Origin of the sequence: Streptomyces sp. NPDC126497, from assembly GCF_040302425.1 — a bacterium.
In the GTDB taxonomy this organism is placed as follows: domain Bacteria; phylum Actinomycetota; class Actinomycetes; order Streptomycetales; family Streptomycetaceae; genus Streptomyces.
In genome coordinates, this window is the sequence record NZ_JBEORT010000068.1 from 1 (window position 1) to 17,230 (window position 17,230).

At 75.0% G+C, this 17,230-nt stretch carries 17 protein-coding genes; 12 read left to right on the top strand and 5 right to left on the bottom strand.

Annotated elements, in window-relative coordinates; genetic code table 11:
- The first annotated feature begins 330 nt into the window (after positions 1–330).
- Positions 331–1,137, top strand: coding sequence for an IclR family transcriptional regulator (locus ABTY20_RS24585; protein ID WP_351999210.1), 807 nt, complete (start codon positions 331–333; stop codon positions 1,135–1,137).
- 22 nt (positions 1,138–1,159) lie between these two features.
- On the opposite strand, the gene ABTY20_RS24590 is transcribed toward ABTY20_RS24585, so the two are convergent.
- Complete coding sequence (locus ABTY20_RS24590; protein WP_351999211.1) at positions 1,160–1,474, bottom strand: DUF5955 family protein; 315 nt, start codon at positions 1,472–1,474, stop codon at positions 1,160–1,162.
- A 201-nt stretch (positions 1,475–1,675) separates the two neighbouring features.
- Between ABTY20_RS24590 and ABTY20_RS24595 the strand changes: the two genes are divergently transcribed.
- Positions 1,676–2,293 carry a nucleotidyltransferase family protein gene (locus ABTY20_RS24595; protein WP_351999212.1) on the top strand — a complete coding sequence of 206 codons (618 nt, stop codon included), beginning with the start codon at positions 1,676–1,678 and terminating at the stop codon, positions 2,291–2,293.
- Positions 2,294–2,368: 75 nt separating this feature from the next.
- On the opposite strand, the gene ABTY20_RS24600 is transcribed toward ABTY20_RS24595, so the two are convergent.
- Positions 2,369–3,295, bottom strand: a complete 927-nt coding sequence (locus ABTY20_RS24600) for a HipA family kinase (protein ID WP_351999213.1) — start codon at positions 3,293–3,295, stop codon at positions 2,369–2,371.
- Positions 3,296–3,424: 129 nt separating this feature from the next.
- On the opposite strand from ABTY20_RS24600, the gene ABTY20_RS24605 reads away from it, so the two are divergent.
- The 4 genes from ABTY20_RS24605 (at position 3,425) to ABTY20_RS24620 (ending at position 7,547) form a co-directional block, all read left to right on the top strand.
- On the top strand, positions 3,425–5,329 hold the full coding sequence (locus ABTY20_RS24605) for a sensor histidine kinase (protein ID WP_351999214.1): 1,905 nt from the start codon (positions 3,425–3,427) through the stop codon (positions 5,327–5,329).
- Positions 5,320–5,964, top strand: a complete 645-nt coding sequence (locus ABTY20_RS24610) for a LuxR C-terminal-related transcriptional regulator (RefSeq protein WP_351999215.1) — start codon at positions 5,320–5,322, stop codon at positions 5,962–5,964. The genes ABTY20_RS24605 and ABTY20_RS24610 overlap by 10 nt, the downstream gene beginning before the upstream one ends.
- 142 nt (positions 5,965–6,106) lie before the next feature.
- Positions 6,107–6,544, top strand: coding sequence for a hypothetical protein (locus ABTY20_RS24615; RefSeq protein ID WP_351999216.1), 438 nt, complete (start codon positions 6,107–6,109; stop codon positions 6,542–6,544).
- 97 nt (positions 6,545–6,641) lie between these two features.
- The gene (locus ABTY20_RS24620; RefSeq protein ID WP_351999217.1) at positions 6,642–7,547 is read left to right on the top strand and encodes a hypothetical protein; all 906 of its coding nucleotides are present in this window, start codon (positions 6,642–6,644) and stop codon (positions 7,545–7,547) included.
- 63 nt (positions 7,548–7,610) lie between these two features.
- On the opposite strand, the gene ABTY20_RS24625 is transcribed toward ABTY20_RS24620, so the two are convergent.
- On the bottom strand, positions 7,611–9,101 hold the full coding sequence (locus ABTY20_RS24625) for an IucA/IucC family protein (RefSeq protein ID WP_351999218.1): 1,491 nt from the start codon (positions 9,099–9,101) through the stop codon (positions 7,611–7,613).
- Positions 9,102–9,209: 108 nt separating this feature from the next.
- Here ABTY20_RS24625 and ABTY20_RS24630 point away from each other — a divergent pair, with 108 nt between their 5' ends.
- The 3 genes from ABTY20_RS24630 to ABTY20_RS24640 are packed head-to-tail and all read left to right on the top strand — an operon-like array spanning position 9,210 to position 12,847.
- Positions 9,210–10,718, top strand: a complete 1,509-nt coding sequence (locus tag ABTY20_RS24630) for an IucA/IucC family protein (RefSeq protein WP_351999219.1) — start codon at positions 9,210–9,212, stop codon at positions 10,716–10,718.
- A 45-nt stretch (positions 10,719–10,763) separates the two neighbouring features.
- Complete coding sequence (locus ABTY20_RS24635; protein ID WP_351999220.1) at positions 10,764–12,038, top strand: VWA domain-containing protein; 1,275 nt, start codon at positions 10,764–10,766, stop codon at positions 12,036–12,038.
- Positions 12,038–12,847 carry a hypothetical protein gene (locus ABTY20_RS24640; protein WP_351999221.1) on the top strand — a complete coding sequence of 270 codons (810 nt, stop codon included), beginning with the start codon at positions 12,038–12,040 and terminating at the stop codon, positions 12,845–12,847. Before ABTY20_RS24635 ends, ABTY20_RS24640 begins: the two co-directional genes overlap by 1 nt.
- Positions 12,848–12,898: 51 nt before the next feature.
- Here ABTY20_RS24640 and ABTY20_RS24645 read toward each other — a convergent pair whose 3' ends face one another.
- On the bottom strand, positions 12,899–13,525 hold the full coding sequence (locus ABTY20_RS24645; RefSeq protein WP_351999222.1) for a winged helix-turn-helix transcriptional regulator: 627 nt from the start codon (positions 13,523–13,525) through the stop codon (positions 12,899–12,901).
- An 83-nt stretch (positions 13,526–13,608) separates the two neighbouring features.
- On the opposite strand from ABTY20_RS24645, the gene ABTY20_RS24650 reads away from it, so the two are divergent.
- Positions 13,609–14,817, top strand: a complete 1,209-nt coding sequence (locus tag ABTY20_RS24650) for a pyridoxal phosphate-dependent aminotransferase (RefSeq protein ID WP_351999223.1) — start codon at positions 13,609–13,611, stop codon at positions 14,815–14,817.
- Between the two features lie 42 nt (positions 14,818–14,859).
- Complete coding sequence (locus ABTY20_RS24655) at positions 14,860–15,186, top strand: hypothetical protein (RefSeq protein ID WP_351999224.1); 327 nt, start codon at positions 14,860–14,862, stop codon at positions 15,184–15,186.
- A 43-nt stretch (positions 15,187–15,229) separates the two neighbouring features.
- On the opposite strand, the gene ABTY20_RS24660 is transcribed toward ABTY20_RS24655, so the two are convergent.
- Positions 15,230–15,739 carry a winged helix-turn-helix transcriptional regulator gene (locus tag ABTY20_RS24660; RefSeq protein ID WP_351999225.1) on the bottom strand — a complete coding sequence of 170 codons (510 nt, stop codon included), beginning with the start codon at positions 15,737–15,739 and terminating at the stop codon, positions 15,230–15,232.
- Between the two features lie 32 nt (positions 15,740–15,771).
- On the opposite strand from ABTY20_RS24660, the gene ABTY20_RS24665 reads away from it, so the two are divergent.
- On the top strand, positions 15,772–17,124 hold the full coding sequence (locus ABTY20_RS24665; protein ID WP_351999226.1) for an ankyrin and HEAT repeat domain-containing protein: 1,353 nt from the start codon (positions 15,772–15,774) through the stop codon (positions 17,122–17,124).
- Positions 17,125–17,230: the final 106 nt, after the last annotated feature.

Consider the following 17,230-nt stretch of genomic DNA (forward strand, 5'->3'; position numbering starts at 1 on the left):
TGAATTCTGCGGTGACTGGAGTACAGCCGTGTGCTCGTCCGAACCGGCCGCTCCCCCTTCCGTCAGCGAGCCGAACGGGCGCAGCCGGGAGGGGCCGCCGGCGTGGTGACGCCGTCGGCCGCCGCCGCGCGGGTGGCGGTCCGGACGCCCTCCCACTCGGTGCGGCCGGGGTCGTTGACGTGCACTCCCGGACCGGCGGACGCCCCCGGCTGATTCCGTCGATCGGAACGGGACCCTCACCCAGCGGAACGCGGCGTCGCACGAGCGGGTGGCCGACCGGCCGCCGGGTAGGCTTCTGCCCCTCCTGCCAGGCCCCGAAAGGAACGCGCCGTGCCGACGTCCAGCGCCAGCACCACCGGCTCCGCCCGGCCCGCCGCCGGCGGCGGCGTGCAGTCCCTCGAGCGCGCCTTCGACCTGCTCGAACGGATGGCGGACGCGGGCGGCGAGGTCGGCCTGAGCGAACTGTCCGCGAGCAGCGGACTGCCCCTGCCGACCATCCACCGCCTGATGCGCACGCTCGTCGTCTGCGGCTACGCGCGCCAGCAGCCCGACCGCCGCTACGCGCTGGGCCCGCGGCTGATCCGGCTCGGCGAGTCCGCCTCCCGGCTGCTGGGCGCCTGGGCACGGCCGTACCTGGCACGGCTGGTGGAGGAGACCGGCGAGACGGCGAACATGGCGCTGCTCGACGGGGACGAGGTCGTGTACGTGGCGCAGGCGCCGTCGAAGCACTCGATGCGGATGTTCACCGAGGTCGGCCGGCGCGTCCTGCCGCACTCCACGGGCGTGGGCAAGGCCCTGCTGGCCGGTCTCCCCCCGGAGGAGGTGCGGGCCCTGCTCGGCCGTACCGGCATGCCCGCCGCGACGGACAGGACCATCACCACGCCGGACGGCTTCCTCGCGGCCCTGGAGGACGTGCGCCGGCTGGGCTACGCGGTGGACGACAGCGAGCAGGAGGTCGGCGTCCGCTGCCTCGCCGTACCGGTGCCGGGCTCCCCCACGGCGGCGGCGATCTCGATCTCGGGTCCGTCGGGGCGGGTCACGGAGTCGGCGACGGAGCGGATCGTGCCGGTGCTCCGGCAGGTCGCGGAGGACCTCTCCGAGGCGCTCACCGCGCCGGGCGCCGCCCCGACCGCCTGACCGCGCCGGTCGCGGGCCCGCGTCAGCCGCGTGGCGGCGGGCCGAACAGGTCCACCGCCTCGCGCAGTTCGCGCACGCCCTGCCCCAGTGCGCTCACCGAGCCGATCGCGCCCGCTATCAGCAGCAGGGAGCGGCGCAGCCGGTGGATCTCAGGGACTCCGGCGGCGGCCGCCCCGGCCAGCGCGGCGAGTTCCTCCTCCGCGACGCCCCGGTCCCGGAAGTCCCCGGGATGGGCTGCGAGCTGACGGCGTAACCGGGACACGGCGGAGCGCAGCTCCGTCACTCGTGGGTCCACCTGACTGCCGGGCACACGCCTCTGCTCCACGCTGCGCAACACAGTCCTCCCCCTGGCACGTCGTTGTGCGCCTCCCCGACCGGTCGCGGAACCCCGCCGACCGGTCGCGCCAGTAAACGCCACCCCGGCCCCCTCGCGCCAGTCCACTGCGTCATCGAGTTGCTCCGCAGCGTGACGAAGTGGCCCCGGGCATCCATCCGCCGCCGTCCCGATACCCCGCGACGGGTGCGGTATGCAGGACGCATGACGACACATCACAGGGTCGAGGACACCGCCACGGAGGTCGTGGGACTGCTGCTGGCCGCGGGCGGCGGGCGGCGGCTCGGCGGGCGGCCCAAGGCGCTGCTCACGCACCGGGGACGGCCACTGGTGGAGCACGCGGTGGGGGTGCTCCGCGCGGGCGGCTGCGCGCGGGTGCACGTGGTGCTCGGTGCGCGGGCGGACGAAGTGCGCGCCCGCGCGTTCCTGCCGGACTGCGCCCTCGTCGACAACCCGGCGTGGGAGCGGGGCATGGGCGCCTCCCTGCGGGCCGGCCTCGGCTCTCTGGCCGGGACGGGCGCACGGGCCGCGTTGGTCTCGCTGGTCGACCAGCCCGGGATCGGCCCGGAGGCGGTCGCCCGGGTGCTCGGCGCCTACGGCTCCCCCGAGTCGCTCGCATCGGCCGCCTACGGCGGCGTGCGCGGCCACCCGGTCCTGCTCGGCGCCGCGCACTGGGCGGGGACCGCCGCGTCCGCGACCGGCGACCGGGGGGCGCGCGCCTATCTGGAGGAGCACGCGGAACGGCTCACGCTCGTCGAGTGCGGCGACGTGGCCGAGGCGTACGACATCGACACCGAGGCGGATCTGGCGCACCTCGAGTGAGCCGGGGCGGCAGTGGGTGGGTGCGGTGGCGGCGCACCCGACCCGCCGGCGTACGAGCTGCCCGAGGGCCGGGCCCTACGTGTCCGAGCGGCCCAGGTGCACCGACCAGTCCTGGGCCGCCGCCGGTCTGCCGTGCAGGTCGGGAACCCGCTTCAGCCAGTCCGGCCGGCCCCGCCGGGTCCTCGCCGCCCGCCGGGCGTTCTCCTCGGCGAGCTCGTCCGCGCCGGGGAAGTCGGTGGGCAGCCAGGCGCGGGAGGACCGCACGCGCGCGTGGAGGTACGTCACGTACGCCTCGCGGACCTCGTCGGGCGTGGCGAAGCGGGCGTCGTCGGCCAGCCAGTCGTCGGGGACCTCGGCGGTGACGGCCCGCAGCAGCTCCTCGGTCACCTTCGGCGCGAGCTCGGCGTCCGCCGCACGTATGTCGGGGCCGTAGTGGCCGAGGGCATGATGGCGGAAGTCGTACGCCCTGGCCGGGTCGGAGCCCTCCCAGCGGTGGTGGAAGACGAGCGCGGCCCCGTGGTCGATGAGCCACAGCCGCGGCGGCGCGACCCCGAGCGTCGGCCACACCACCAGGTTGGAGCTGTGGACGGTGCGGTCCACGTTCACGGTGAGGGCGTCGAGCCAGACGACGCGCCCGGCCTCCAGCGGATCGACGGGGAAGACCTCGGCGACCTCCGGGGTGAAGTCCCGCGCGCCCGGCAGATAGTCCATGCCGAGGTTCACCCCGGCGCTGGCGGCGTGCAGCTCCCGCACCTCCTGGTGCGGCTCGCCGTCCGCCACCGCCGGATCGAAGTGCGCCAGCACCAGCTCGGGGAAGCGCAGCCCGAGGGCCCGCGCCAACTCCCCCACGATCACCTCGGCGACCAGCGCCTTGCGCCCCTGTGCGGACCCGGTGAACTTCACGACGTACGTCCCGAGGTCGTCGGCCTCGAAGACACCGGGGACGGACCCGCCCGACCTCAGGGGTGTGACGTAGCGGGTGGCGGTGACCTCTCTCAGCATCCGACGAGCATAGTGACCGGGGGCGCGACCCTGTCCGGATGCCGTCGACCGGGTTGGCGTGCTCACGCTCAGGTTCGTATCGTCGGACATCGATCGGGGGCGGCGGTGACACACGCGTCTGGGGGCGGGGTGGGGAGAACGGCAGGAACCGCCTCGCCCCGACGGGCCGGGCGGACGCGCCGACGCCTCACCGTCGGCGCGGGGACGGCCCTGGCCGCGGGGTGCTGCGGCGCCTGGGCCTACGGCAGGACGGGGGCCGCCTGGAGCGACGTCCTGCGGGACCTGGCGGTGGGCTGGGCCTACGCGGGTGCCGGACTCCTCGCCTGGTGGCGCAGGCCGACCAACCGCACGGGCCCGCTGATGCTCGCCGAAGGGCTCACCTGGTTCCTCGGCAACCTCCAGGGCACCACCGTGCCCGTCCTCTTCGCCCTGGGAGCCTGGACGGAAGCCCTCAACCTCGCCGTCCTCGCCCATCTCCTCCTGGCCTACCCCGAAGGGCGGACGACGGCCGCGGCCGACCGGCGTGTCGTCCTGGCCGGTTACCTCCTCGTCGGTGTGGGCGGACTCCTCCGTGCCCTCGTCTACGACCCGGCGGTGTCCGGCACCGCCAGCTACCTCGACTGCCGCGACTGCGGCCCGAACGCGCTGCTGGTCCACTCCGACGCCGGCCTCTTCGCCCTGGTCGACCTGGGCTACCGGTGGCTGGGGGCGGCGCTCACCCTGGTCTGCGCGTACCGGCTGGTCCGCCGCTGGCGCGCCGGCGGGCCGGCCCGCCGGCGGGCGCTGATGCCCGCCTGGGTCGCCGTCGCGGTGGCGGTCGCGTTCATCGGCTGGGAGATGCTCTACCTCGTCGCGCCCGACGTGCTCGCGCCCGCCGCCACCGTCCTGGCCCTGCCCTCCGACCTGAGCCAGATCGCCGTACCCTTCGCCTTCCTGGCCGGGCTGCTGCGGTTGCGGCTGCGGCGCGCCGCCGTCGCCGATCTCGTCACCGAGGCCGCGGCCGACCCCGGTCTGCTGCGGCTGCAGGAGACACTGGCCCGCACCCTCGGGGACCCCTCCGTACGACTCGGGGTACAGACCGCGGACACGAGCACCGTGAGCGCCGCCGGCCCCGCGGATTCCGCCCCGGCTGCGCCGCCCCGGGACCCCCGGGCCCTCCTGGACGACTACACGGATCCGTACGGACGCCCGCTGCCACAGGCCGCCGGGCTAAGCGTCACCCCGCTCGGCGACGAGGGCCCGGACGGCTTCCCGGCGGTGCTGCTCCACGACCCCGCCCTCGACGACGAACCCGAGCTGCTGACCGCGGCCGGGGCAGCCGTACGGCTGTGCCTGCGGGCGTCCCGGCTCCGGGCGGAGGTCCGGGCCCGCGAGCAGGGCACCGACGAGGTCCGCGCCCGTCTGCTGCGGGCCGCCGACGATCAGCGTCGGCAACTGGAGCGGAACCTGCACGACGGGGCGCAGACCCGTCTCGTCCTGGCGCTCATGACCCTGCGACGGGCCGGCGTGCGGACCGGGACCGACGGAGCCGACGGGAAGGGCCGGGAGGACGGAAGGACGGCGGAGGAGGCCGCGCTGCGCCGGGCGGTCGCCGACGCCGAGGAGACCCTGCGTCAGGCCATCGAGGACCTGCGGGACCTGGCCCAGGGCATCCATCCGGCCCTGCTGACCCGCGAGGGCGTCGGCCCCGCCGTGACCGCCCTCGCCGAACGGTCCGCCCTGCCGGTGCGGGTGACCGCCGACCCCGGCCGGTATCCGCCGTTCGTCGAGTCCGCCGCCTACTTCACGGTCTGCGAGGCGATGTCGAACGCGGTCAAGCACGCCCGCGCGGAGCGGGTGGAGGTCTCCGTACGGAGGGAGGGCGCCCTCCTGGTCGTCGAGGTCACCGACGACGGCACCGGTGGCGCCGACCCCACCAAGGGCACCGGGCTGAGCCTGCTCGCCGACCGGCTCGCCGCGGCGGGCGGTGTGCTGCGGATCTCCGGGGGTCCGCACGGCGGCACCCGCGTCAGGGCGGAGCTGCCGTGCGCGTGATCGTCGCGGAGGACTCCGTACTCCTCAGGGAGGGCCTGGTGCGGCTGCTCACCGAGGCCGGTGTCGAAGTGGTCGGCCAGGCGGGCGACTGCGAGGGCCTGCCGCACCTGGTCGCGGACCGCACCCCCGACGTGGTCCTCCTGGACATCCGTATGCCCCCGACCCACACCGACGAGGGCATCAGGGCGGCGACCGCGCTCCGGGAGGGCTTCCCGCACGTCGGGGTGCTGCTGCTCTCGCAGTACGTGGAGACCGGCAGCGCGGTACGGGCACTCGCGGCCTCCCCGCGCGGATTCGGTTACCTCATGAAGGACCGCCTCGCCGATGTCGCGGAACTGCGCGACGCGCTCGCGCGGGTGGCGGCGGGCGAGTCCGTCATCGACCCGCAGGTGGTCGCCCGGCTGCTCGGCCGCCGGCGGACGCACAGCCGCCTCGACAGCCTCACACGCCGCGAGCGGGAGGTGCTCGCCGTCATGGCCGAGGGCCACTCCAACGAGGCCATCACGCGGTTCCTGGACATCAGCGGCAAGACGCTGGAGACGCACATCCGCAGCATCTTCACCAAGCTCGGCCTGGAACCCGACCTCGGGTACCACCGGCGGGTCCAGGCCGTCGTCACCTACCTCCGCGCCTGACCCGGGCGCCCCCGCCGTCTCAGGGCCTGCCCCGATGTGCGCCCGTCCGGCCGCCCGTAGATTCGCGCTCGCCGAACGGAAACGGCACGCTCGCGGATCCACACACACGGGCGACCACGTCCCGGACCACAACGGAGGAAGCATGCGTACACGCACGAAACTGGCCGCCGTGAGCGGCATCGCCGCCATGGCCGCGTCGGCCGGACTGCTGCTGGGGGCGTCCCCGGCGTCCGCGGGCCCCAACTGCTCGGCCGGCTACCACTGCGTCTACTACCTGGGCGTCAACGACTCGGCCCGGCAGTCCTACTCCGACTCCGACACCGACTTCCGCAACAACACCTTCAACGAGCTCACCAGCCGTGCCGGCGGCAACCAGCCCGTGCACAACAACGTCGTCTCCGCCAGCAACTCCAGCACCGGCGGGTACGAGAGCCACTACTACACCGGGGTCGGCAGCGACTGGAGCGGCTTCATCTTCTGCGTGAACCCCGGGTCCTACGTCAACTACCTGCCGGCGGACCTGCAGAACCGGGCCAGCTCCCTGCGCCTGCGCGGCACCACCAGCGTCAACTGCTTCTGAGCGGCGTACGGGCCGGGCGTCGGGAGCGACGCCACCGCGCCGCTCCCGGCCCCGGCCCACCCCGCCGCGGTCATGAGCCACGGAAGGAAGGGCCGCCATGCCACCGATCGGACCGAGCCGGAAAGCGGGCATCGTTCTCCTGGTGCTCATACCGCTCGCACTCGCCACCACGACCGCCTGGGTACTGGGCGGCCACGACCCGGCGCCGCCGAAGTCGTCCACCCGGCCGGAGCAGGATCCCGCCGCACTGCGCGCGCGGCTCCCGCTCCACGGCCTGCTCCACGCCACGACCGACGCCTCCCGCCGCGTCCATGAGGCGGAAGGGCGGCTGACGGCGTCCTGCATGGCCGCCCACGGCTTCCCCTACCGCCCCGCCCCCATGGCCCCCGACGGCTCCGGCACGGGTCCCTCCCTGTTCGGCGTCGAGACCCTCGACGGGCCGGACGGGACCGGCGCGCCCGAGCCGCTGCCCTCGGAACGGCCCCGGGACGAGGAGTTCGACCGCGCGCTGTACGGCGACCCGGACCGGCGGATATCCGCCCGCAACAAGGTCCTCGAGGTGACCCGGCCCGCGACGGGCTGCCTCGCCGAGGCGCAGACCCGGCTGCTGGGCGAGGGCGGTCGGGTCCGGGACCTCAGGCTGCGGATGAGGCTGGACCAGGGGGAGCGGGACACCTTGCGGGACCTGGAGAAGGATTCGGCCTTCCGGGCCGCCGAGGCACGCTGGCGGGCCTGCGCGAAACGCGCCGGAGTCACCGCCGGCAACCCCCGGGAGCTGGCCGCCGGACTGCCCCTCGGCACGGACCCCGCCACGCACCCCTCGGTCCGCGCCGACGTGGAGTGCAAGGAGCGCACGGGCTATCTGGAGCGCGCCTACGCCAGGCTCGCCGCCGTGCAGGAGCGCTGGGTGGAGGAGAACCGGAAGCCGGTCGCCGAGTGGAAGGCCCTGCGGCTGCGCGAGACCAGGGCGGCCGGGCAGGTGCTGGACGCCGGCGACCGGTGAGCCCGCGCGGCGGGTCCGGCCCGCGGACGGGGGGCGGGCCGGACCCGCGGCACCGGCGTGCCGTCATCCGGCCAGCGGACTGGGCAGAGGGCGGTAGCGGGCGTCCGCGCCGTCCGCCCCGGTCCAGCGCAGCAGGAGGTTGGTCTTGGCCGGGAGGGTGGGGGCGGTGAGGAGGGCGGGGATCTCGGGGAGGTCGTGGCGGGCCAGTTCGCGGCGTACGGCGGGCCAGGGGTCGAGGCCGGGGTGGTGGTCGGCGAGGGCGGCGGCGACCTCCACGAGGTGGTTGACGACCAGGCAGTAGACCAGGCGTTCCCAGCCCGCCTCCCGGGAGACCGCGGACAGCAGTTTCACGCCCTCCGCGTCCCGGTACAGGACCCGCACCGGCATGCCGTCGGGGTCCACGGCGACGAGCGTGTTCTGCAGGTGGGCCTCCAGGACGACGCCATGTCCGTGGAAGGCCGCCAGGGCCGGGGGGACCACCCGCGACAGGTAGGCCTCCCACCAGGCCGCCGGCCGCGCGGTGGCGGCCAGCGGGTTGCCGTCGAAGCCCTCCACCAGGGCGGCGGCCAGGTACGGGGTCGCGCCGGGCGGGACGTGGCCGCGCAGGCCGTCGCGCACGACCACGGCCAGTTGTTCGTACGCGAAGTCGGCGGTGCGGTACCCGCGGTCGCTCTGCCAGGCCGCGTCCAGCCCTGCGAAGGCGTCGCGCACGGCCGTGTCGGTCGCGCGGAGCTTCAGCAGGTCGTGGCGCCACAGGCGGCGGACGTCGTTGGTGATGCGCACGTCCAGGCTGAACTTCAGGAACAGGTCCCGCTCCGGCGCGTACACGGTGCGGACCGCCGCCGTGGGCCACACCGGGAAGGGGGTCGTGTCCAGGCGGATCAGGCGGCCGTCGGCGAAGGCGGGGGCGAGGTCACGGGCCGCGAGGTCCAGCTGCCAGGGGTGCGCGGGCAGCAGGCGGTAGCCGGGCGGCGCGGTGCCCAGGCCGTCGAGGGCCGTGGTGTCGCCCTCCTCCACCACCGTGTCCTCGCGCAGTCCCAGCAGCACCAGCGGGAAACGGGCGTGCGCCTCGGGCGCGTACGGCAGCCAGGCCGCCGCGGGGCCGCCGCCGCGCGCCTTGGGGGCGGGGTGGTGGGGGTGGCCGGTGACCAGGGCCTGCTCGGAGCGGAGGTACGGGTCGTCCGGCGGGGCGGTCCGGGCGCGGGCGGCGAGCAGCGCGGCCACCGCCTCCCGGCTGTCGAGCATCTCGGCGGGCAGTTCGTGGTTGGACCGGCCGGTGTGCCGGCGCAGTTCCTCGGCGACGAGTTTCACCAGCCCGGTGTGGCCGAGGCGGTGCCAGCCGTCCTCCGCGCGGACCTCCGGTTCGACGGGGCGCCGGGTGCCGCGCACCCGCAGCAGGCGGCCCGTGCCGGGCAGGCGGTACGTCGGGCGGGGCCCCGTCCCCGGTGCGGGCCGGGCCACTTCGCGCAGCAGGCAGTTCAGCAGCGGCGCCGCCGCGTACGCGTCGGCGCGGCGGACCGCCTCGTCGTCCGCGGGCGGGGGGATGAGGTCCACGCGTTCCCTGGTTCCTTACGGTCTGTCCGGGCGGAGACGATCAGTATGTCTGTCGTCGTCCGTCGACACGTCCACGTCCCGCCCCGCGCGCACCCGAGGAGTCCGCCCGTGCACCGTCCCCCCACCGCCGAGGCCGAGGCCGCCGACGAACTGGCCGCCGTGCGGCCCGCTCTCGTGCCCCGGTACACCGGCGAGCTGCCCGGCGCCCGGGCGGCCGTGCTGACCCGGCTGTGGCGCGGTCTCGCGCACGAGCCGCTGCCGTGGATCGTGCGCCGGGAGACGGACCGCGAGGGGCTCACCCTGCGCCTGGCGGACGGCCGGCGGCTGCGCGGCCCGCACGCGGACCCGTACGCGACCGGCGCGTACGTCACCGCCGTACGGCTGGACGGGGTGGTGCACGACGATCCGGCCCGGCTGACGACGGAGCTCGCCGTACCGCACTCGGCGCCGTTCGCCGCCGAACTCGGGCACAGCGTGGCGTCGTTGGCGCTGTCCCGGGCGGGCCGGCGGGACCGTCCGCGGGCGTGGCCGGCGCGGGACTGGGAGTGGGAGCAGCGGGTGGTCGACGGGCATCCGTTCCATCCCAACTGCCGTTCCCGGCCGGGTTTCTCGGTGGCCGAGCAGCTCGCCTACGGGCCCGAGCACGGGCCGGTCGTGGAGCTGGGGCTGGTGCCCGTGCCGGAGGCCGAGTGCCTGGTGACGGGGGTCTGGCCCGAGTGGCTGCGGGAGCCGGGACGGGTGGTGGTCCCGGTGCACCCCTGGCAGGCGGAGCACGTGCTGAAGCGGGCGGGCGGGCGGCGGCTCGCGGCGCATCCGCTGATGGCGCTGCGGACCCTGGCGCTGCCGGACGGGCCGCACGTCAAGACGGCGCTGAGCGCCCGGCTGACGTCCTCGGTGCGGGACATCTCGCTCGGCTCGGTGGCCGCCTCGGCGGTGCTGTCGGACCTCGGGGAGGAGGTGGCGGCGCGCACGGACGGGCTGCTGCACGTCACCCGCACGCTGGGCGCGGTGGCGGCCGGGTCCCCCGACCTGGCGGCGGTGCTGCGCGAGTCGCCGCAGGAGTACGCGGCGGCCGGGGAGCGCGTCGTCCCGGTGGCGGCGCTGGCGACCACCGGACTGCCCCGCTCCCCCGCCTGGCTGGCCCGGTTCGCGCGGCTCGCGCTCACGGTCGGGCTGCGGCTGCTGGACCTGGGGGTGGCCCTGGAGGCGCACGGCCAGAACCTGCTGGTGGTGCTGTCGCCGGGCGGGGATCCGGTGCGGCTGGTCTACCGCGACCTGGCCGATCTGCGGATCGGCCCCGCCCGTCTCGCCCGGCACGGCGTCCCGCTCCCCGGACAGGTGCCCGCGCGCATGGTCACCGACGACGAACGCGCCCTGCGGCGCAAGCTGTTCGGCTCGCTGGTGGCCGGCGCGCTGGCGGGCACGGCGGGATCGGGACCGGCGCTGCGAGCGGCCCTGGAGAGCGCCGTACCGCATCTGCCGCGCACCCCGGACCTGACCGCCCTGCTCGACGGCCCGCTGCCCGCGAAGGCGCTGACGCTGATGCGGCTGTCGCCGCGGGCGGCGGGGGACCGATGGGCGGACCTGCCCAATCCGCTCCGGTGCGAGTCCGTGTGACGCCCCGTTTTGGAGCACGGCACTCCCGATCAATAGGATCCGCCGATGATCAGAAGAAAACGGCCGGTGGCAGGCGTCTGCGCCCTGCTCGCCGCACTGACGGCCGGGCTCGCCTTCCCGGCCGGGGCGGCCGCCGGTGAACCCACGGGCCAAGGCGCGCCGAAGGTGAACCTCCTCCTCGATGTGAGCGGCTCGATGCGGGCCAAGGACATCGACGGGCAGTCCCGGATGGCGGCGGCGAAGCAGGCGTTCAACGAGGTGCTGGACGCGACGCCGGAGGAGGTCGAGCTGGGCATCCGCACGCTGGGCGCGAACTACCCCGGCGACGACCGCAAGGAGGGCTGCAAGGACACCGCGCAGCTCTACCCGGTCGGTCCGCTGAACCGCACCGAGGCCAAGACGGCGGTGGCCACGCTCGTCCCGACGGGCTGGACCCCGATCGGCCCCGCCCTGCTGAAGGCGGCCGACGACCTCGAGGGCGGCGACGGCTCCAAGCGGATCGTGCTGATCAGCGACGGCGAGGACACCTGCGCCCCGCTCGACCCGTGCGAGGTGGCCCGGGAGATCGCGGCCAAGGGCATCGGCCTGACCATCGACACCCTGGGCCTGGTGCCGAACGCGAAGCTGAGCCGGCAGCTCAGCTGCATCGCCGAGGCGACCGGCGGGACGTACACCTCGGTCGAGCACCAGGACGAGCTCACCGACCGGGTGAACGAGCTGGTGGACCGCGCGGCCGAGCCGGTGGTGACGCCGGTGGCCACCGAGGGCGCCGGATCGTGCGCCGAGGCGCCGGTGCTGGAGTCCGGCCTCTACACCGACCGCGAGGAGTTCGGTCAGCAGCGCTGGTACCGCGTGGAGCTGCTGTCGGGGCAGGAGCTGCGCGCCTCGGTGAGCGTGGCGGCGGACCGCGCCGTGCGCCCGGACCACGGCGTGCTGATGCGGGCCGTCACCGTGCACGACCGGGAGATCGTGCGCGGCGAGGCGGCCGGCCACGGCCGCACGGACGTGCTGTCCACCGGGCTGCGGTACCCGAAGCCCGAGCGGGACGACGACGACAGCGGCAAGCCCGCGGCCGAGACCGTGTGCCTGGCGGTGACCACCTCCTTCTCGGCGGACTCCGGGGTGAAGACCACGCCCGGACTCCCGCTGGAGCTGACGGTCGACGTCGTGGACGCTCCGGACGGCGCGGACGACGTGGCCTCCTTCGGGCTCGGCCGGGGCTGGTGGCTGCTCGGCGCGCTGGTCCTCACCGGCTTCCTCGCCGGTCTCGTCTGGGGCTGGCTGTCACGCTGGCGGGTCGCCGTCTGGAGGACCAACTGATGCGCATCCCACGGATACTGAGTGCCGCCCTGCTGACGCTCGGGCTGGCCTCCGCCCCCGCCGCGGCCGACTCCTCGCCCTCCCCCGGCACGTCCGGGGACGACGGGGCGCCCACCCGCGCGGGCACCTCGTTCCGCACGGCGACGGAGGTCGGACAGGGGCGGACCGCCACCGCGCGCGCCTCCACGGGCGACTACCTGTACTGGTCGTTCCCGGCGGACGCCGGGCAGCGCCCCACCGTCCGCGCGACGGTGAAGCTGCCGGAGAGCCACGCCGCCGAGACCTGGCAGATCGACGTGTACGACGGCCTGCGCCGCCGCCAGGCCTGCCAGTACGGCGCGCAGACCCGCACCGCCGGGACGGACACGCCCTCGGTGGAGCTGGAGTGCGTGCTGCGCACGGTCCGCGCCTGGTCGGAGCCGTGGGCCGACGACCCGCTGCCGGGCACGTACTACGTCCGCCTGACGGCGCTGCGGCTGTCCACGGCCGACCTGGGCCAGCCGGTGGACGCCGAACTGCGGGTCGAATCCGAGGACATGGGCGGCGCGGCGGCCGTGGACGGCGCGCTGTCCGAACCGCTGGTGCCGGGCATCGCGACGCGCGCCGAGCCGGACGGGGCGAAGGACGACGACTCGCCGTCCGCCGTGCTGGCCGGTCTGGAGCCCGAGGACGGCTGGACCTCCGGCTGGTGGTCCGACCGCTGGGTGTGGACGGCGGCGGGCGGCGTGCTGGCGGCCCTGGCGGGCGTCGCCGGCTACCGGCTGACGCGGGGGTCCGGGCGCCCGCCCGGGGTGCCGCCGACCGCGTGACGCTTTTCCGGAAGGCCCGCCCCCGTGGCGGGCCTTCCGCGTTCCTCCCCCTCACACCTCCCGCAGGGCCTTGGCGAGCGTGCCGTCGCCGGCCACCCCGACCCGTCCCGCGCGGACCGCGTCGGCCAGGGTCAGTTCGCCGCGGCCGATCGCCGTACAGGTGGCGGTGTCCAGGGAGAGCAGGACGTCGGGCTGCCCGGGGGCGGGGCCGTCGCCGTACACGGGGCCGTCCCCGGCACCGACGTACAGGTGGAACCTGCCCTCGTCCAGGCGCACTTCGACCAGACCCTCGCCCTCCAGGGCGCGCAGCAGGGGCAGCGCGAACCAGTGGGCCCGCACCGCGTCCGTGGGGCGCCGCTCGCCCAGTTCGGCCTCGCCCCAGGCGCCGAGGGACTGGAGCACCGGCAGCAACGCGCTTCCGCGCGCGGTGAGTTCGTAGACGTACGCCGCTCCGGGCGGGGGCAGCCGGCGGCGGGTGGTGAGGCCGTCGCGCTCCATGTCCTTGAGCCGGGAGGCCAGTACGTCCGTGCTGACGCCGGGCAGGTCCGCGTGCAGGTCGGTGTAGCGGCGCGGGCCCGCGAGGAGTTCGCGGACGATCAGCAGGGTCCAGCGGTCGCCGACGACGTCGAGCGCGCGGGCTGCGGAACAGTACTGGTCGTAGCTTCGGCGTGGTGACATGCGACGCAGTCTAGACATGTTGTTGGACTTTCCAAGCTCTCACTTGGTAAAACCAAGCAACACCACGTGAGGGGAAGCGGCGCATGGAGTTCCGGCAGTCGAGCAAGCTCAGCGAGGTCTGTTACGAGATCCGCGGTCCGGTGATCGAGCACGCCAACGCACTGGAGGAGGCGGGGCACAGCGTGCTGCGCCTGAACACCGGCAATCCGGCCCTGTTCGGTTTCGAGGCGCCGGAGGAGATCGTCCAGGACATGATCCGGATGCTCCCCCGGGCGCACGGCTACACCGACTCGCGGGGCATCCTCTCCGCCCGCCGCGCGGTGGCCCAGCGCTACCAGACCCTGGGCCTGGAGGTCGACGTCGACGACGTCTTCCTCGGCAACGGCGTCTCCGAGCTGATCTCGATGGCCGTGCAGGCCCTGCTGGAGGACGGCGACGAGGTCCTCATCCCGGCGCCGGACTTCCCCCTGTGGACCGCGGTGACCAACCTCGCGGGCGGCAAGGCGGTCCACTACCGGTGCGACGAACAGGCCGACTGGTACCCGGACCTGGACGACATGGCCGCGAGGATCACGGACCGCACCAAGGCCGTGGTCGTCATCAACCCCAACAACCCGACGGGCGCGGTCTACCCGAAGGAGATCGTCGAGGGCATCCTCGACCTGGCCCGCAGGCACGGCCTGATGGTCCTCGCCGACGAGATCTACGACCAGATCCTCTACGACGACGCCGTGCACCACTCGGCCGCCGCGCTCGCCCCCGACCTGGTCGTCCTCACCTTCTGCGGCCTGTCCAAGACCTACCGCGTGGCGGGCTTCCGCTCCGGCTGGCTGGTGGTCACCGGCCCCAAGCAGCACGCGAGGGACTACCTGGAGGGCCTGACCATGCTGGCCTCCATGCGGCTGTGCGCCAACGCGCCCGCCCAGTACGCCATCCAGGCCGCGCTCGGCGGCCGGCAGTCCATCCACGAACTCACCGCGCCCGGCGGACGGCTGCGCGAACAGCGGGACGTGGCCTGGGAGAAGCTGAACGAGATCCCCGGCGTGAGCTGTGTGAAGCCGAAGGGCGCGCTGTACGCGTTCGCGCGGCTGGACCCCGCGGTGCACAGGATCCACGACGACGAGAAGTTCGTCCTCGACCTGCTGCTGCGGGAGAAGATCCAGGTCGTCCAGGGAACCGGCTTCAACTGGCCCTCCCCCGACCACTTCCGCATCCTCACCCTCCCCCACGCGGACGTCCTGGAGACGGCGATCGGCCGGATCGGACGGTTCCTGAGCGGATACCGGCAGTAGCGGCCGGGAACCACCGCCGGGACGATCGCGTCGGATCAAGGTGTGCGGGAAGAGAGACTGGGCTGTGCGGGCATCCTCCTGGCGGCGTTCGGCGCGGTGGTCGCGGTGCTCGCCTGGGCGCCGCGGGCGCGCGTCAGCGTCCACGGCGGCTTCGAGGGCATGCACCGGGACCTGAGCGTCCTCTACGTCGACCTCCCCCTCGTCGCCGCCGGCGGCGCGCTCGTCCCGCTCGCCGCCTGGCTGCTCGCCCTGCGTGCGCTGCGCCGCCCGTGGCTCGCGGCCGCGGTCGCGGCGGGCGCGCTCGCGCTCGGGGTCTGGGGGTTGCTGAGCTGGTGGACGCCCTCTCAGCGGCCCGGGTTCACGGGGTAGGTCCCCCGCCCCGACCGGGGCCGCGGGAGGTCGGGGGTCCTGGTCAGCGGATGTCGTGGTCGGGGTGGGTCCGGTCGTAGGCGCGCCGTGCCTCGGCGATGGCCCCGCGGTGCGCCAGGGACCAGTCGGGGAGCGCTTTGACCAGGTGGGTCAGGCCGGCCCCCGTATCGGTGAGGCGGTAGTCGACCCGGGCCGGGACCGTCGGGTACACGGCGCGCAGCACGAGGCCGTCGCGTTCGAGCCTGCGCACCGTCAGGGTGAGCATGCGCTGGGAGATGCCCTCGACGGCACGCTGGAGTTCACGGAACCGGCGGGGTCCGCCCGCCAGTTCGACGACCACCAGCACCGCCCACTCGTCCCCGATGCGGTCCAGGACGTCGCGGATGCCGCAGTCGGGGTGCTCCTCCCGTCCGCAGGGGTCGAGTTCGGCGGGGGCGGTGGTCACCCCGGCCGCCGTGCGGCCGGCGTGAGCGCCCGACGGCGGCCGCCCGCCTCCGAAGGGGTCCCCGGTCCGGTACATGCCGTACGGGTCGGCGGGGTCCGCGGTTAACATCGCCCGGGTCGATCGAGACGGGGTGGGCAGGCGTGGACGGTGCGGAGCTCGTGGCGGCGGTCGGGAGCGGGGACGCGGAGGCCGTGACCCGGCTGCTGGAGGCGGGGGCGGATCCGGACACGCTCGCCGACGACGGGCTGCCGGTGCTGTGCCGGGCAATCGCCGCCTACGACGAGGAGGTGGCGGACGCGCTGGTGGAGGGCGGCGCGGATCCCGACCGGAAGCTGCCGGACGGGACCACGCCGCTGGTGCGGGCGGTCGACGGCGGCTCCCCGTCCGTGGTGACGGCCGTCCTGGGCCGCGATCCCCTGGTGCGCCTGTCGGAGAGCGGGAGGCGGGAGCTGCTCGCCAGGGCCCGGCGCTGGTACGAGCGGGGCGCCGAGGCCGGACTGCGGGACAGGACCGGCGCGTCCGGCCCCGTGCACCGGGCCCGGGTGATGGACGACGAGTACCGCCATGTCACCCAGCTGACGCAGGACGGCTCGACGGTCCGCGCCGGGCACGGCGCGATCCTCACGAACCTCGAATGGGCCTTCCGCGTCCTCACGCCCGTCGACGAACTGGCCGCCCGCGCCCTGGCCCCGGGCGACCCGGACCATGTCGACTGGTCGTCCGTGACGTGGGTCCTGTGCCAACGCCGCAGCAAGGAGACGTGGTCCGCGATGGCGGCCTACCGCCACTCCTCCGCGCCCCTGGCACGCCGCTTCGCCCTCGACGCCCTCTGGACGTACGCGTGGTGCCCGTGGTTGAGCCGGCGCAACTCCTACGAGAAGGAGATGGCGGACCTGCTCGTCTCCTGGGCCACGGACGGGGACGAGGATCCCGAGGTCCTCGCCGAGGTGCTGCGGCTCCTGGACGAGGCGGACCGCCCGGAGTCGGTCGCACTGGGACTGCGGTACGCCGGGCACCGGGACCCGCGTGTCCGGGCCAAGGTCCCGGACCTCCTGATCGTCTGGGAGGACCCTTCCCCGATCCCCGGCGCCGAGGCCCGGGCCGCGCTGCTCGCACTCGCCGCCGACGAGGACTGGCACGTGCGCGCCGCGGCCGGAGGGGCGCTGTGCGCCGCTCGCGACGGCGGCCCCGAGGTCACGGACGCCGTCGTCGCGCTGCTCCGGGATCCGGCGGCGGAGGTACGGGCGTGGATGTCCGAGACCGTCACACGCTGCGAGGACCGCTCGACGGCCGTCGCCGACGCCCTGTTCGCCCTGCTCGACGAGGAGGACCCCTCGGTCCGGCTCAACGCGGCCTACGCCCTCCTGCGCCGGAAGGACCCACGCACCGCGGAGGCCGTCGAACGGGTGGGTCCGCTCTCCCACTTCGGCCCCGGGCCCGACCACCGGCTCTCCACGATCTGGGACTGGGAGCGGAACCACGACCAGCCCTGACAGCGCCCTTCCGGCGGTCCGGGTTCACCGGTCGGGCGGCCCCTGCCGGGGTCACGGGACGGCGCCGCACGCCTGTCGCAGCGCCGTCAGGGCCGCGGCGGAGGGT